This window comes from Bacillus sp. bc15 (genome assembly GCF_900142585.1).
Classification (GTDB): domain Bacteria; phylum Bacillota; class Bacilli; order Bacillales; family Bacillaceae_G; genus Bacillus_A; species Bacillus_A cereus.
This window is the reverse complement of sequence record NZ_FRBJ01000004.1, coordinates 219,141-234,349: the sequence shown is the minus strand read 5'-3', so window position 1 is coordinate 234,349 and position 15,209 is coordinate 219,141. Positions and strand designations below refer to the sequence as shown.

The following is a 15,209-nucleotide window of genomic DNA, read 5'->3' as shown; positions in this document are numbered from 1 at the left end:
TTCATCTCTTCCCCTCTTTTGTTATATGCATAAATAAAGCATGATACGTTGCCATTATCCCTTCATTTCCCGTGAAGTCTCTTTCGTATATGCGCAGCATCGCACGAAAGAGTGAGGGACTTTGACAATATGATCCTTCATTGCTATTAGTCGCTCCTACTTTTCGAATAGAATGTAGAAATTCCTTAACTTCTGTAAAACTCTCTATGTAACATGTTTCAGAAACATGCACATCCCCTGTTTCTATCTTGCATATATGAAGCAACTGATCTTTCGAATAAAAACGTTGACCAATCGATGTTTCATTTTTTATATTTCTTTCTTCTTTCGCACGTTGGAACGAAGCATGCAATTCTTGAAATGTTTCATGTCCAAACGTTGAAAAGAGTAATATCCCATCTATAGACAAATGTTGAAATAAATTTCTTAACACTTGTTGTAAATTATTTAACCATTGAAATGTAGCATTTGAAATAATGACATCATATGATTCTTCTAATCGCAATCGCTCAATATCTTCACAGTGAAACGTTACATTTTTTACATTTTGTCTAGTTTGCGCAATTGCAATCATACTTTCAGCAAAATCAACTGCTGTAATATGTGCTTTCGGAAATAACTTTGATAATTGCTCTGTTACATACCCCGTCCCGCACCCCAGTTCTAAAATACGTATTGATGCCGTTTCACTATATCGTTCCTTTAAGATTGAAAGTAATGAATGTGCCATCTTTTTTTGTACATTTGCATATCGATCGTAAGATACGGCTGCCCCATTAAACCGTTTTTGTAGTAACGTTTTGTTGATCATGTCGTATCCCCTCTATAAATTGAATTATCTCATTTGCGCAATATTCAAAATTCTTCACACATAACGCATGCCCTGCATCACTTACTACTTTCAGCTCGCTGCTGCTATTCTCCGTCATACTACGTGCCGCAGACAATGGGCATATTACATCCTGTTCTCCGTGAATAAGTAGTATAGGTACTTTAATTTCTTTTAGTTCTTCTCTCATATCTGTTTCTATTAAATAATCCAAACCTAGTTGTAAAGACTGAATAGAATCACCTTTAAAACGTTCTACAATGTCTTCAAAGTTTTTATTCTCTTTTAGCTCATCTTTCGTAAACATATTTTCATAAAACCGCTTGAGCGTATCTTCTTTCCTTCTCGCCAAATTCCTTTTCAGCCGTTCTACATGCAAAGCATTCCATCCGTTACTGTAGTCGCTCGTATTTGTAAATTTAGCAGTACCACCAATTAATACGATGCCTTTTGCCTGAATCTTTTTATAAGCTTCAACTGCTGCTAACGCTCCTAGTGACCATCCAACTAAAATTACGTTGTCATTATGCGCTACATCTACAATTCGTTCCGCAAATTCACTTCGTTCTTTCACATTACGCCAATCTATGCTTTGAACAGGGTATCCTTTAAAATACGGAAATACTAAATCCCAAATATTCTCTTCCATTCCCCATCCTGGGATAAAAATAATCTTTAGCTCGTTCATACGAAAATCTCCTCTTCTTTCGCAATGTGAATAATTCGATCAATAGCCCATTTTAAATCATCTATTGTATGTTGCGATGTAACTGCAAAGCGAATTCGAGAGCTATGAACCGGCACAGTTGGCGGACGAATTGCAATAGCCGCAATCCCTGCCTCTTGCAACCTTTTACTAAATCGTAAAGCATGTTCATTTGAACCGACTACAATCGGTACAATATGAGTTGAACTATTCCCAATATCAAAACCAGCATCCCTTAATTTAGTTCTGAAGTATTCTCCGTTTGCTATAAGGTTCTCTCTTCTTTCGTTATCTTCTTTTACAATTTCAATTGCTTTTTGCACTGCTCCTAACGTACTTGGTGGTAAAGCTGTAGTAAAAATAAAGCTTCTCATCATATTTTGTAAATACTCTATATAAATTTCATCACCTGTCAAATACGCACCATAACACCCTAAAGCCTTGCTAAACGTCCCCATATGTATATCAATTTTTTGAGCAAGATTTTTTTCTATATGAGATAACCCAGCTCCGCCGATTCCATATATTCCACTCGCATGTGCTTCATCGACTATAATGATTGCCCCGTATTTCTCTTTCAGCTGTACTAAATCTCTCAAATAAGCAGTGTCACCATCCATACTAAAAATGGTATCAGTTACGATTAATTTCCGCTTTTCAGGTGACGCTGTTTTCAACAGCTTCTCTAAATGATCCAAATCATTATGACGATACCTTTTATGCTCTGCCCCGCTTAATATGATTCCATCAACAATACTTGCGTGATTTAACTTATCACTAAAAACAATATCGTGCCGAGAGGCTAAAGAAGATATGGCACCTATATTTGCCGTATACCCACTATTTACAATTAAAGCTCTTTCAGTACCTTTCCAGTCACATATGCTTCTCTCAACCTCTTCATATAATGGATGATTTCCTACAACGAGACGAGAGGCAGTCGCTCCAGTTCCACATCTTTTTGTACAGGCAATAGCAGCTTCTTTTAACCTTTCATCTCCAGCTAACCCTAAATAATTATTTGACGCTAAATTTAACATCCTTTTTTTATCTCGAATAAGCCAAGTCTCTTCTGCCTTCTCTGTTACATATAAATTTCGATACTGCCCTTGCTCATGTAATTGTTGTAATTTAGATTGAAGATGCGCCCGCCACGTTTGATTCATTTTGGATAAACTCCTCTAATTTTGAAATCATAATATATTCTTTTGCAGATTCCAATACTTCTTCTTTCGTAAACTCACCTTCAAAGAATGGTAATAATCCTAAAACTGGTACCCCGCTCAGCTCTTCAATCATCTCTTTATTTTCTTGCACTCTTTCCATTTCACATTCTTTGCAACCTGATAAAATGACACCCGCTACGGTTAAGCCATGCGCCTTTGCGTAAGCAATCGTTAACACTGTATGATTTACTGTTCCTAATGTAGGACGAGCTACTACAATAAGAGGCAACTGTAATTCTGTTGCAAAATCTATTACTAAAGCATCTTCTGTATATGGGACAGCAAGCCCACCTGCTCCTTCTACAAATAAGCTATTAAACTCTTTTAATAGTTCATTATAGTAATCAGTAATTTCTTTTAACTTTACTACTCTTCCAGCTCTTTTCATGGCAAGTCTCGGAGCAAGTGGTTCTTCAATAGAATAAGGGCAAATTTCATTTTCTTGTGTCGGTACACCTGATAGTACTTTTAACCTTGCCGCATCTCCCTCAGGGTTTGATGCAACATGCCCACTTTGTAACGGTTTATATACCCCTACGTTATATCCTAATTCTCTAAATACACCTGCTATAGCACCTGCAACTACTGTTTTTCCAACTTCAGTATCAGTTGCTGTTATGAAAAAACCACTCATTATTCTCCCTCCGTAACATCTGAGATTGCCTTATATAAAATGCGTAACATATCATCAATCTCTTCAAAAGTAGAAGCAAGTGGTGGCATAAATACAATCGTGTTACCTAGCGGTCGTAAAATCATACCCAGCTCTCTTGAGCGTTTACATACTTGAACACCGACTCTTTCTGTCCAGTCAAACGCTTCTTTCGTTTCCTTATTCTTCACAAGCTCAATACCAACCATTAATCCGCACTGACGAATATCACCTACATGTTTATACACAAAGAGCTTTTCTAATTGCGCTGTCACATAATCCGTTTTACGTGCCACTTCTTCTATTAAATTTGTTTTTTCATATAGTTCTAGATTCGCGATTGCTACGGCACACCCTAACGGATTACCTGTGTAGCTATGTCCATGGAAAAATGTTTTTTGTTCTTCATATTCTCCTAAGAAGGCATTATATATTTCATCTGTCGTTACCGTAACTGCAATTGGTAAATATCCACCTGTTAAACCTTTCCCAGCAGTTAAAATGTCTGGCGTCACATTTTCATGTTCACACGCAAACATTTTCCCTGTACGCCCAAATCCAGTCGCTACCTCATCTGTAATAAATAATACATTGTACTTTGTACATAAATCGCGCAGTCCTTTTAAATATCCTTTTGGCATTGTAATCATTCCGCCAGCACCTTGCATTAATGGCTCTACAATGATGGCAGCTACTTCTTCATGCTTTTCTTTCAACAATTCTTCCATTTCTTCTAAATGGCTTTTTACAATTTCCTCCTTATTATTTCCGTAAGGAGAACGATATGTATATGGATACGGCATTTTAATCGCATCAAATAAGAGCGAACTATACACTTGGTGAAACAAGTCTATTGCTCCTACTGAAACAGCTCCAATTGTATCACCGTGATATGCTTCTTTTAATGTAACGAATCTTTGTTTCTTTGTTTTCCCTTTATGCTGCCAATATTGGAAAGCCATCTTAATTGCAATTTCAACAGCGGTAGAACCTGAATCAGAATAGAATACCTTCTTCAATCCATCTGGTACAACCTCAATAATTTTTTCTGCTAATAAAATAGATGGAACGTTAGCAAGTCCTAACATAGTAGAATGAGCAATTTTATTTAATTGCTCACGAATTGCTTCATCTAATTCCGGTACTTGATGTCCGTGAACATTTAACCATATAGATGAAACACCATCCCAATATTCATTACCATTTACATCGTATAGTTTTCTTCCCTCTCCACGTTCAATAATGACAGGATCTTCTTCTAAATAATCTTTCATTTGTGTAAATGGGTGCCATACGTAAGCTTTATTTTTCTCTGCTAATTCTTCATATGTATAAGATGATTTTTCAATCGTTCTACTATTTATTGTCACAACTGTCACCCCTAATGTTAACTTGTTTATAAATATAGTTAACATTAAATCCGAATGACTGTCAATTATTTTAAAATCAAATAGTTCTTAAAAAAGAACAACTTATCATACGATAAGTTGTTCTACTTTCCATGCTGTATCTTTCCAATTTCTAAAATAATTTCTTCATCTTTTTTCCCCTCTGTATCAATTCCAAGTTGCTTAGCGTGCTCAATTAATAAATCATGACGCTTCTCAAATCTAGCGGTATTTACTTCTTTCGTAACCTCTTCTTTTGTTTTCCCCTCAGTAGAAACTCCTAGTTTTTCTGCTGCTTTTTCCATTGATTTCTTCTCTTCTATTTCTTTTACTTTCTTCACTTCTGACTGTTGTATTTGCTTTTGTTTCAACTGCTCTGATTCAGCCGCAAAAGCTGTGTAAATTCCAGCACTTCCTCCAATAACTAATAAAGTGGTAAAAAGAATTATTTTTTTCTTCACTCTTTCCTCCCCCTTTCAAATTCATTATAACGTACATTTTTACAGCGTTAAAAACAATTATCCTTTATTTCCCTAAAAAAACATTTAATATTTTTATTGACATGTAAGATGAAAATATGATAAAAATTTAACTAACATCATATGAATCGGCGTTGATAGGATTTAGTAGTATTTCGATTTCTGATTTCAGAGAGCTGGTGGTCGGTGCGAACCAGTACAGAGCGAATTATGAATTACCCCCTGGAGCTTCTTTTACGAAACGTGAGGAGTAGTGAAAGACGGTTATAGACCGTTATGTCTAAAGAGTGGTGAAACGACACTGTTTCACAATTTAGGGTGGTACCGCGAATTTTTCGTCCCTGCATATATTGCAGGGGCGTTTTTTATTTTATAAGCGCATATCATATGACCCTTTATTTTGTGACGCATTCATTTCACAAGCTAGGGTGGTACCGCGATTTCTTCGTCCCTGCATAATTATATGCAGGGACGTTTTTTTATCCAATCATTTCCGTATCATATAGAAGGACTAACAATTACCGGTAATTTGTCACAAAATTCTAAATTTTAGAAGGAAATATACAATATTGGCGAATTTTATATAAAAAAGAGCTATTTTACATTACTTAGGAGGGGAAAACAATGGTTTCAAAAATTGAGTCTGTTCTTTTAACAATTTTTATCTTTTTCTGTATTGGTTTTAGTGTTATTCAATTAGAAGTTTCACCACACATCCCAATTTTATTTGGTATCGTTCTTTTATTAGCATTTGGATTCCTGAAGAGAATCTCTTGGTCTACTATGGAGAAAGGGATGATTAGTAGTATTTCAGCTGGTATTCCATCTATATTTATTTTCTTACTTGTAGGCGTATTAATTAGCGTTTGGATCGCAGCTGGAACTATTCCGACTTTAATGGTATACGGCTTCCAGCTTGTATCTCCAAAAATTTTCGTTCCAACTGTTTTTGTTGTTTGTGCAATTGTTGGAACGAGTATCGGTAGTGCATTTACAACTGCTGCAACTGTAGGACTTGCTTTTATGGGAATGGGTACTGCCCTTGGATACGATCCAGCTCTTATTGCTGGTGCAATTATTTCTGGTGCATTCTTCGGAGATAAAATGTCTCCTTTATCTGATACAACAAACTTAGCGCCTGCTGTAACGGGTGTAGATTTATTTGAACATATTCGTAACATGCTTTGGACAACAGTGCCAGCTTTCATTATTGCTTTTATCGCATTTTTCATTTTAGGAAGCGGATCTGGTGGAAACGTTGATTTCTCAGCATTTATTAATACACTAGAAAAAAATGCAACGATTTCTATCGTTACACTTATTCCTATTTTATTACTGTTCCTATTCGCATTTAAAAAGGTACCCGCAGTTCCAACATTACTTGCAGGAATTGTGGTAGGAATTATTATTCTCTTTATTTTTAAACCTAGCACTTCTTTAGCTGATTTAATGAAAATTATGCAAGACGGTTACGTTTCTAAAACTGGTATCAAAGATATTGATAGCTTATTATCTCGCGGTGGCCTGCAAAGTATGATGATGTCAATTGCTCTTATTTTCCTAGCTCTTTGTATGGGAGGATTATTACAAGGAATGGGCATTATAGCGCAGCTGATGAATATTATCTCTAGCTTCGTAAAAACTAGTACACGCTTAATTATTTCTACTGCTTCAACTGCAATTGGTGTAAACTTCTTACTTGGTGAGCAGTACTTATCCATCGTTTTAACAGGACAAGCATTCGCTAATAAATACGATGAAGTCGGTTTAGAGCGTCGTAATTTATCACGAGTATTAGAAGATGCTGGTACAGTAATTAATCCACTCGTACCATGGGGTGTCAGTGGCGTATTCTTAACAAACGTTCTTAGCGTTCCAACATTCGATTACTTGCCATACGCAATCTTCTGTTTAGCGTGTCCAGTCGTAACCATTATCGTCGGCTTTACTGGATTCGGCCTTTCATGGAAAAAAGAAAAAGCAGTACCAGTTTCATAATATAACAAAAAGGATTACCAAATCGGTAATCCTTTTTATATTTCTCAACTATCTATTCGCTTTCTTTCTTCTAAATAACATAAGTAATCCCGCTCCAACAAACGCAAGACCAGCTCCAATTGTAGAAGCAATACTTGCACCTGTTTTCGGTAAATCACGTTCATCTTTTTCAGCTTCTTTATTTTCACTTACAGTTGTTGTTGTTTCTTTTGTATTTTGATCATCTGTTGTAGTTTGTCCAGATCCGGTATTATTTCCATCTTGCTTTGGTTCATTACCATTATTACCTTCTTCTGTTGGTGGTGTTGGGTTTTCTCCATTACCTGTTGGCGGTGTCGTCGGATTTTCTCCACCACCTGTTGGCGGTGTCGTTGGATTTCCTTCACCAGTTTCTTTATCATCATTCTTCTTCGTTATATCAATTGCATATTTCGCAAATTCATTTTCAGATGGTCCAACATATGAAATCTTTCCATCTTTCTTTATATACTTTTGTGCATTTGGTGAAGAATCAAATGTTGTATTTAATTTATCTGCAACAATCGGTTTAAATGTCCAATTTTGATCAGCTGCTGGATCAATATCTTTTATTTTTTGCATATACTTCACAATGATTTGACGTGTTTCATCTTGTGATTGGTATACAACTTCCCCTTTACTTACACCTGGGAACGTTTGGCTACTTCCACGATAGTTATTTGTAGCGACGATAAACTCTTGCTTGTCAGCTACTAGCTTACCTTCATATGTCATATTTACAATACGATTAGCATTTGCATTTACAACTTTTCCATCTTTATCGTATTTCGCCGGTTGTGTTACATCAATTTCGTATTTTAAGCCATCTAAAATATCGAAGTTATATGTAGGATAGCCTATATTTACTAACGGCTGTTCTTCTGTTTTCTTTGGATCAATTTGATTAAACTGACCTGCAGACATTTCAAGCCATTCTTTCACTTGTGCCCCATTTACTTTTACAGCATATAACGTATTTGGATACACGTATAAATCTGCAACGTTTTTAATTGCTAACGTTCCAGCTGGAATATCAGTATAATATGTCGCACCGTTTCGGCCACCTGCTTTAAATGGTGCTCCTGCAGATAAAACTGGAATATCTTTAATCTTTTCGTATTCTGGTTTTTTAAGTTCTTGTTCTACATACCATTTTTGCGCATTTGTCACAATTTGTACGGAAGGATCATCTTGTACTAATGAAAAATAACTATTAATTGGTGCTTTCGTTTCACCTACATGTGTATTTACATATTCGATTGTCTTTTCATGTTCATCTTTAATTTCATTAACTAATTTTTGATCAGATTCTACTAATGGATTACCTTTACTATCAGCAATCGGACGAAGTTGCGGCTTAGACTGATCTTTTTGCACTTCCCATTTTCCGTTTACCTTTTTCAATTGCATATCAATAATACCTAAGTTACTACCAAAAACACCCGGCATTACAACTGGAACACCATTAAATACATCCTTCACTTCAGTATGTGAATGTCCCATTAATACTGCATTTACGCCAGGAACTTCTGTCGCTAAATAAAACGATGAATTTTCCATTCCTTCGTTGTATCCACTCTTATCAACACCTGAATGCGCTAGTGCAACTATAATATCCGCACCTTGCGCCTTCATTTCCGGAACTAATTTTTTCGCTGTTTGCACAATATCTTTTGCTTTTACTTGTCCTTCTAAATTCGCTTTATCCCAATTCATAATTTGTGGTGGAACAAATCCCATTACACCAATTTTCACTATTTGTTTTTGGCCTGCTTCATCCACTACTTCTTTCTCTAAAATATGATATGGTCTATCAAAGTAATGCTCGTCATTCTCATCATTACCATCATGGTCATCTCTGTAGACATTCGAGTTAATAACCGGAATTTTTGTTTTACTAGTCACTTGCTTTAAATAATCTAAACCGTAGTTAAATTCATGATTCCCAAGAGAGATGACGTCATACTTCATTAAATTCATTACACGATATAATGGATGTGTATAACTAGGATCCACACGATTCTTCGGATCTTTTATTTTATTCGCTACGTAATCCCCAAGCGGTGTCCCTTGTAATGCATCCCCATCATCAAATAGGACAGAGTTCTTCACTTCTTCACGTGCTTTATTAACGAGTGTTGCCGTTTGTACGAGACCTACTTTATTATCTGTTTTCGTTTGATAATAATCGTAATTCATTAAGTTAACGTGAATATCTGATGTTTCTAGAATTCGTAATTTAACTGTACTCTCCCCAGTGTTCTCATCTGCATGAGCTGTTGCTGGCATTACTTGCGGTGCTATAACACCAATCGCAAGAGTTGCTCCAGCTAGCATTTTTTTTGACTTTTTCACAAAAAATCCCCCTTATACAATTACCAGAAATAATGAAATGAATCCCTATCTGTCTCTAACCACATACCTTTTTTCTTCTATTAGAGACACAATTTTCATTTCACCCTGCGCTAACGAGTAGTCCCCTTAAACGCCCGATTGATGAAGACTAACAATTAATAGGAAATAAAGCTCCCACTAATTAAAGTTTCACCTTATCTGACATTATCATATATAAAGTTCTTTCCTATCGTCAATATTTTTTGACAAACTTCAACAAATTTTCTGTAAAGTTATTATAAACTTTTCATAAACATATAATATGCCCTTACATTGCTAATACTGCTGAATATGATACAATTACCAATTACAAGGAGGATGAATTTATGAAAAAAGTCATCTTAACAATTGTTTGTCTCCTCCTTCTGATCATTTCTTATTCTTATTTTGAAAAGAACGACGAGACAAAACAAAATGAATCTGAAGAAAAAACAGAAAAAACATCTGCCCCAAATTGGATTGATAAGCAAACAAACGAATCTTTTTATCATCTTGTATTAGGTGATTCACTCGCTAAAGGATATGGATCGACACAAGGTGGATTTGCTGAATTAGCTTCTAAGCAAATAGAAGCACAAATTCATAAACCAATTACAGTAGAAAACCTTGGGGTAAACGGTCTTACAACAGATCGTCTCGCTAAAAAAGTTCAATCAGAAGATGTAAAGGAAAAAATTAGAGCAGCAAATATCATTACAATTAATATTGGGGGAAATAATTTATTTCGCTTAAATCGTGATGTCGGTGTTATAGACGGTATTAAAATGTTAAATAAAGAAAAAGCTCATTTTGAAGCGGATGTAAAAAATATTGTAAAGACAGTCCGAGATCAAAATCCGGATGCTTTACTCATTCTTTCTGAACTCTATAACCCGTTACAACTCGATGACTCCATCGCAAGTTATGCAGATATGTTTTTAGACGGCTGGAATGAATCCGTTTATTCCATTGCAAAAGTGAATCAACCATCTATCGTTTTGCCAATTCGTAAATTAATATCGAATGATAAAAAAGAATTGCTCTTTGACCAAGTACACCCAAATGATAAAGGCTATACGATTATTGCCGATTCATTTACAAAAAAAGTATTGGCCTACAAATATTAAAATTCCCATGAAACAATTCTATTTTTATAACATGTCTTTTTTGTTACAATGATAGTGGAAGGGGGCCTTTATATGGAATCACGCGAGTGGGAACGTATTGTTGATCATCTTCTTTCGCTAGTGCCTCTTTTTTATCGCAAATTTATGCTTCCTGGAGAATTTTCTTCTCAAAGACATATGCCGCCATCACATACACAAGTATTACTGCTTTTGCATGAAAACGGCACATTAGCAGTTTCCGAAATCGGCAAGCGGCTAGCGATTTCACGGCCTAACATGACACCTCTATTAAACAAACTTATTCAAGAAGAACTAATAGAGCGTCATTATAGCGAAAAAGATCGACGGGTCATTTTAATTTCCCTAACAGCTGAAGGGAAATTATTAGTAAATCAGTATCAGCAATTCATTTTAGACAAACTAAAAGAAAATTTCCAAACATTATCTGAGGAAGAGCGCGAAAAGCTCATTCATTCTCTTCAAACCATTCAAAATTTAATTTTGAAAACAAACGTATAAAGCTGCTTCTAAATAGAAGCAGCTTTATGATTCGTAATAGTTACCATAGTACACATTGGAATATGGCCATGTTGTTAAATATGGTTTTTTTTCCTGTGTAGGCTGTTGTTGTGGTAATTGTGGTATTTGTGATAATTGCTGTAATTGTTGTTGCCGATATAATTCGTATTGTCTACTCGTATCATAAACCGGATAATAATTTACATATGGATATACTTGAGGTACGTAATAATAATACATTATCCTCTCCTCCTTTTTCTTAAACATATTCAAAGGAGAAAATGGATGTGACATTGTTTATAATTGTACAAGTGGTTCTCTCACTCGTTTCTTCCTTTTCTTCAAGCGTAACTTACGGTTCTTTTCGTATAAATAATGCACAACGAAATACGAAATGAGACCAAACACAACTCCTAAAATCGTCATTCCAATTAATACATACACTTCACTTTGTAATAAGCTCTTTAATATCGTAAAAATGTGACTTGAAAACAAGTCCGATATCGTAAATGGTTCATGATGAATTTTCTGTACATGGAATGGATAAATCATTTTTCCTAGCGCATACGCAAGCGGAAATAAAAATACTGGGAGAAACGATATTTTCCCAATAATATTGCCAATAACTGCCGCAGGAAAAGATCCCTTTGCTAACCTGACGATTGGATAAAATATTACATATACGAGCGATGCCGTATAAATGACTAACATTTCTAAGCCGAATCCTATAGCAAACCCTAACGATACTTTCTTTGCGCCTTCTGGCGATCGAAGCAACTTATAATATTGAAACTTTAATATTCTCCACATCCGCTGAAAAAACGAATATGTTTTCTTAGTTGTTTTCACCCTCATCATCTCTTTAACTATATTTTTATATGTAGTATGTCCTTACACACTCTGAAAAACAAATTTAGTTTTCTCTTTTATTATAAATGATATCGAAATGGTTAACCAAATATACATCCGACATTTTAATATAAAAAAACCTCCCTTTTAGGAAGGCTCTTCTACATTTCTAAATAAACTCACTAATAACGCTTTTTGAGCATGCAATCGATTACCAGCTTGCTCAAATACGATAGACTGTGGTCCATCTATAATTTCGCCTGTTACTTCTTCTTCACGATGGGCAGGTAAACAGTGTAAGAAACGATATGTTTGTTTCGCATGCTTAACAAGTTCGTTATTGATTTGGTAAGGTTGAAATAAAGAATATTTCTCTTCTTCGCCCTCTTGCCCCATGCTCATCCAAACGTCAGTATAAATGAAATCTGCTTCATTCACCGCTAATTCAGGATCATGCAAAACTTCAATTTCAGCTCCTGTTTCCTTGGCAATCGCTAACGCTTTTTTTACAATCTCCTCATTCGGTTCATACCCTATAGGCGTTGCAACAGTCATATGCATTCCAACTTTTGCACTAGCTAACAACAATGAATGACATACATTATTTCCGTCACCTACGTAAGCTAATTTTATTCCTTTAAATGTATTTGTTTCTTCATATATCGTCATGAGATCTGCCAATGCTTGACAAGGATGATGGTCATCCGTTAATCCATTAATAACAGGAATACTCGATTCTTTTGCAAGCTCTTCTACATCCGCGTGTGAGAATGTACGTATCATGATCCCGTCAATATACTGCGATAATACTTTCGCAGTATCTGAAACGGTTTCTCCTCTTCCCATTTGCATCTCTTTCCCACTTAAAAACATACCATGTCCCCCGAGTTGTACCATTCCCGCTTCAAAAGATACACGAGTACGAGTTGAATGCTTATCAAAAATAAGCCCTAATATTTTGCCTTGTAATAAAGGCTCTTGCTTATTCTTTTTTAAATATATAGCGAACTCAATTAAAGAAATAACTTCTTCTTTCGTTAATTCTTCTAGTGTTAAAAGATCTTTCGTATTTAATTTCGGTACTTGTAAAGTTGACATGAAACTTCCCCCTTATATGATTGATACGTTTTTTGTACAAACTACTTTTTTTATTATATATACTGCCTGTTCTAACTCTTCATTCGTGACAATGAGTGGCGGTAATAGTCTTATAACATTAGGGCCTGCTTGTAATACGAGAAGTCCTTCGTTTTCTAGTTGTTCTATAAAACTTGCAACTTCATGCTTACACTCAATCCCAATCATAAGCCCCTTACCACGTATATTTTGAATACATTCGACATGCTGTAATTCCTCTTGCAACTTCTCTAATACATACTCGCCTTTTTCTTGTACTTCTTTTAAAAACAATGGTCTTTTACTTACTTGCAATACTTCTTTCGCTGCAGCCATCGCGATGTAATTCCCGCCAAAAGTTGAACCGTGTGATCCTGCAGTAAACGACGTTCCGAGCTCTTTCCGGCCAATCATTGCTCCGACAGGAATCCCATTCCCAAGTGCTTTTGCAACGGTAACGATATCAGGCTCTATTCGCACTTGTTCATAAGCGAATAGTGTTCCAGTTCTTCCTATCCCCGTTTGTACTTCGTCTATAATAAATAAGGAACCGAACTTATTACATAATGTTTCAATCTCTTTCAAAAAAGATAGATCAGCAGGTATTACTCCTCCCTCTCCTTGAACTACTTCTACCATTACCGCCGCAACTTCTTCATTCATTACTTCCTCTAATGCTTTAATATCGTTAAAAGGGATATGTAAAAAAGATGGAAGTAATGGACCAAATCCTTCTTTTACCTTATCTTGGCCTGTTGCACTCATCGTTCCAAATGTTCTACCGTGAAAAGACTGCTGGCATGTTACGACGAGAGATTTTCCAGTATGCTTACGTGCTAACTTTAAAGCCGCTTCATTTGCCTCTGCCCCACTATTACAGAAAAACACATAATCTAATGCTCTATTTTCTGTTAATAATGACGCAACTTCTTCTTGTAAGCTGTTTGTAAACAGGTTAGATATATGCCATATATCATCAAGTTGCTCTTGTACACCTTTGAGAACAGTAGGGTGACAATGTCCTAAATTACATACGCCAATTCCTGATGTAAAATCTAAATATTGCTTACCTTTATTATCAATAACTTTCGTTCCAGTTCCCTTTACAAACTCAATAGTTCTTCTGCCATACGTTTGAAAAAGATGACTCGTCATGCAATACTCACACCTTTCGTTACCGTCGTTCCAATACACTCTCCCGTAACCTCAGTAAAATCTTTTGTACCATTCACAATACTTATCTTTTGCACTCCCATTTTTAATGATGCTAGTGCCGCCTGTACTTTCGGAATCATCCCACCTGTAATAACACCTGTTTCTATAAAAGTTGCAATTTCAGATTCATCCGTTTCCTTTACCAAATTCCCTTCATGTAATATTCCATCTACATCCGTAATAAAAATCAGCTCTTTTGCCCCTAACGCGGCCGCAATCCCAGCTGCAGCATTGTCCGCATTTATGTTATAAATTTCATTACTATTTACCCCGATTGGAGCAATAACAGGAATATACCCCATATTTATTAATCCTTTTAATAAGGCTGTTTCTACATAACTTACTTCTCCCACATATCCTATCTCCTCGCTGACAGGTTGAACTTGAAGTAAATTACCGTCACACCCTGAACAACCTACAGCAAGTAAATTATGCTTTTGTAAATTCATTACGAGTTTTTTATTCGTACTTCCGCATAGCACCATTTGAACAACATCCATAACTTCTTTTGGTGTTACGCGTAATCCATCTCTTTTTTCTACGTTGATGTTACAATCTTTTAATTTGGCATCAATTTCTGGCCCACCACCATGAACAATCACCACTTTATACTTCTGTTGCAATTTCTTTATACAATCAAAAAACACAGCATTTAATTGATTCAACATACTACCGCCGCATTTCACTACAGTATAATCGCTCATCTTCTCTCTC

15 protein-coding genes and 1 other annotated feature are annotated in these 15,209 nt (G+C 35.7%); of the genes, 3 read left to right on the top strand and 12 right to left on the bottom strand.

Annotated elements, in window-relative coordinates:
• Position 1: 1 nt before the first annotated feature.
• The 6 genes from bioC to BUA87_RS16850 all read right to left on the bottom strand — a co-directional run bounded on the left by bioC (position 2) and on the right by BUA87_RS16850 (position 5,262).
• The gene (gene bioC / locus BUA87_RS16875) at positions 2-811 is read right to left on the bottom strand and encodes a malonyl-ACP O-methyltransferase BioC (protein ID WP_000608912.1); all 810 of its coding nucleotides are present in this window, start codon (positions 809-811) and stop codon (positions 2-4) included.
• Entirely contained in the window at positions 777-1,517 is a 741-nt protein-coding gene (locus tag BUA87_RS16870; protein WP_072940295.1) for an alpha/beta fold hydrolase, read from the bottom strand. The genes bioC and BUA87_RS16870 overlap by 35 nt, the downstream gene beginning before the upstream one ends.
• Positions 1,514-2,701 carry an 8-amino-7-oxononanoate synthase gene (gene bioF / locus BUA87_RS16865; protein ID WP_001077298.1) on the bottom strand — a complete coding sequence of 396 codons (1,188 nt, stop codon included), beginning with the start codon at positions 2,699-2,701 and terminating at the stop codon, positions 1,514-1,516. Before bioF ends, BUA87_RS16870 begins: the two co-directional genes overlap by 4 nt.
• On the bottom strand, positions 2,667-3,395 hold the full coding sequence (bioD, locus tag BUA87_RS16860; RefSeq protein WP_000012479.1) for a dethiobiotin synthase: 729 nt from the start codon (positions 3,393-3,395) through the stop codon (positions 2,667-2,669). Before bioD ends, bioF begins: the two co-directional genes overlap by 35 nt.
• Complete coding sequence (bioA, locus tag BUA87_RS16855; RefSeq protein WP_061659912.1) at positions 3,395-4,828, bottom strand: adenosylmethionine--8-amino-7-oxononanoate transaminase; 1,434 nt, start codon at positions 4,826-4,828, stop codon at positions 3,395-3,397. Before bioA ends, bioD begins: the two co-directional genes overlap by 1 nt.
• Positions 4,829-4,905: 77 nt before the next feature.
• Positions 4,906-5,262, bottom strand: coding sequence for a hypothetical protein (locus BUA87_RS16850; RefSeq protein WP_000726902.1), 357 nt, complete (start codon positions 5,260-5,262; stop codon positions 4,906-4,908).
• A gap of 143 nt (positions 5,263-5,405) precedes the next feature.
• Positions 5,406-5,626: a binding site (T-box leader), on the top strand.
• 278 nt (positions 5,627-5,904) lie between these two features.
• On the opposite strand from BUA87_RS16850, the gene nhaC reads away from it, so the two are divergent.
• On the top strand, positions 5,905-7,278 hold the full coding sequence (gene nhaC, locus BUA87_RS16845) for a Na+/H+ antiporter NhaC (protein ID WP_000253737.1): 1,374 nt from the start codon (positions 5,905-5,907) through the stop codon (positions 7,276-7,278).
• 48 nt (positions 7,279-7,326) lie between these two features.
• Here nhaC and cpdB read toward each other — a convergent pair whose 3' ends face one another.
• The gene (cpdB, locus tag BUA87_RS16840) at positions 7,327-9,651 is read right to left on the bottom strand and encodes a bifunctional 2',3'-cyclic-nucleotide 2'-phosphodiesterase/3'-nucleotidase (RefSeq protein ID WP_000748639.1); all 2,325 of its coding nucleotides are present in this window, start codon (positions 9,649-9,651) and stop codon (positions 7,327-7,329) included.
• Between the two features lie 365 nt (positions 9,652-10,016).
• On the opposite strand from cpdB, the gene BUA87_RS16835 reads away from it, so the two are divergent.
• Together BUA87_RS16835 and BUA87_RS16830 are read left to right on the top strand one after the other, a co-directional pair.
• Entirely contained in the window at positions 10,017-10,796 is a 780-nt protein-coding gene (locus BUA87_RS16835) for a GDSL-type esterase/lipase family protein (RefSeq protein WP_016080356.1), read from the top strand.
• A 72-nt stretch (positions 10,797-10,868) separates the two neighbouring features.
• Entirely contained in the window at positions 10,869-11,315 is a 447-nt protein-coding gene (locus BUA87_RS16830) for a MarR family winged helix-turn-helix transcriptional regulator (RefSeq protein WP_000445819.1), read from the top strand.
• A gap of 24 nt (positions 11,316-11,339) precedes the next feature.
• Here the strand turns inward: BUA87_RS16830 and BUA87_RS16825 are convergent, their stop codons facing one another.
• From BUA87_RS16825 to argB, 5 genes are all read right to left on the bottom strand, one after another.
• Positions 11,340-11,555, bottom strand: coding sequence for a hypothetical protein (locus BUA87_RS16825; protein WP_000291956.1), 216 nt, complete (start codon positions 11,553-11,555; stop codon positions 11,340-11,342).
• Between the two features lie 57 nt (positions 11,556-11,612).
• The gene (locus tag BUA87_RS16820; protein WP_002005691.1) at positions 11,613-12,173 is read right to left on the bottom strand and encodes a DUF2062 domain-containing protein; all 561 of its coding nucleotides are present in this window, start codon (positions 12,171-12,173) and stop codon (positions 11,613-11,615) included.
• 138 nt (positions 12,174-12,311) lie between these two features.
• Complete coding sequence (argF, locus tag BUA87_RS16815) at positions 12,312-13,262, bottom strand: ornithine carbamoyltransferase (protein WP_000105795.1); 951 nt, start codon at positions 13,260-13,262, stop codon at positions 12,312-12,314.
• 12 nt (positions 13,263-13,274) lie between these two features.
• Positions 13,275-14,435 (bottom strand): acetylornithine transaminase, encoded by a 1,161-nt coding sequence (locus BUA87_RS16810; RefSeq protein WP_000200545.1) that lies wholly within the window; start codon positions 14,433-14,435, stop codon positions 13,275-13,277.
• The gene (gene argB, locus BUA87_RS16805) at positions 14,432-15,199 is read right to left on the bottom strand and encodes an acetylglutamate kinase (protein WP_072940290.1); all 768 of its coding nucleotides are present in this window, start codon (positions 15,197-15,199) and stop codon (positions 14,432-14,434) included. Before argB ends, BUA87_RS16810 begins: the two co-directional genes overlap by 4 nt.
• Positions 15,200-15,209: the final 10 nt, after the last annotated feature.

What these genes read in the sequence shown, in the direction of transcription:
- bioC (WP_000608912.1), bottom strand. Translation starts at nt 811, where the DNA reads ATGATCAACAAAACGTTACTACAAAAACGGTTTAATGGGGCAGCCGTA.
- BUA87_RS16870 (WP_072940295.1), bottom strand. Translation starts at nt 1,517, where the DNA reads ATGAACGAGCTAAAGATTATTTTTATCCCAGGATGGGGAATGGAAGAG.
- bioF (WP_001077298.1), bottom strand. Translation starts at nt 2,701, where the DNA reads ATGAATCAAACGTGGCGGGCGCATCTTCAATCTAAATTACAACAATTA.
- bioD (WP_000012479.1), bottom strand. Translation starts at nt 3,395, where the DNA reads ATGAGTGGTTTTTTCATAACAGCAACTGATACTGAAGTTGGAAAAACA.
- bioA (WP_061659912.1), bottom strand. Translation starts at nt 4,828, where the DNA reads ATGTTAACTATATTTATAAACAAGTTAACATTAGGGGTGACAGTTGTG.
- nhaC (WP_000253737.1), top strand. Translation starts at nt 5,905, where the DNA reads ATGGTTTCAAAAATTGAGTCTGTTCTTTTAACAATTTTTATCTTTTTC.
- BUA87_RS16835 (WP_016080356.1), top strand. Translation starts at nt 10,017, where the DNA reads ATGAAAAAAGTCATCTTAACAATTGTTTGTCTCCTCCTTCTGATCATT.
- BUA87_RS16830 (WP_000445819.1), top strand. Translation starts at nt 10,869, where the DNA reads ATGGAATCACGCGAGTGGGAACGTATTGTTGATCATCTTCTTTCGCTA.
- BUA87_RS16825 (WP_000291956.1), bottom strand. Translation starts at nt 11,555, where the DNA reads ATGTATTATTATTACGTACCTCAAGTATATCCATATGTAAATTATTAT.
- BUA87_RS16820 (WP_002005691.1), bottom strand. Translation starts at nt 12,173, where the DNA reads ATGATGAGGGTGAAAACAACTAAGAAAACATATTCGTTTTTTCAGCGG.
- argF (WP_000105795.1), bottom strand. Translation starts at nt 13,262, where the DNA reads ATGTCAACTTTACAAGTACCGAAATTAAATACGAAAGATCTTTTAACA.
- BUA87_RS16810 (WP_000200545.1), bottom strand. Translation starts at nt 14,435, where the DNA reads ATGACGAGTCATCTTTTTCAAACGTATGGCAGAAGAACTATTGAGTTT.
- argB (WP_072940290.1), bottom strand. Translation starts at nt 15,199, where the DNA reads ATGAGCGATTATACTGTAGTGAAATGCGGCGGTAGTATGTTGAATCAA.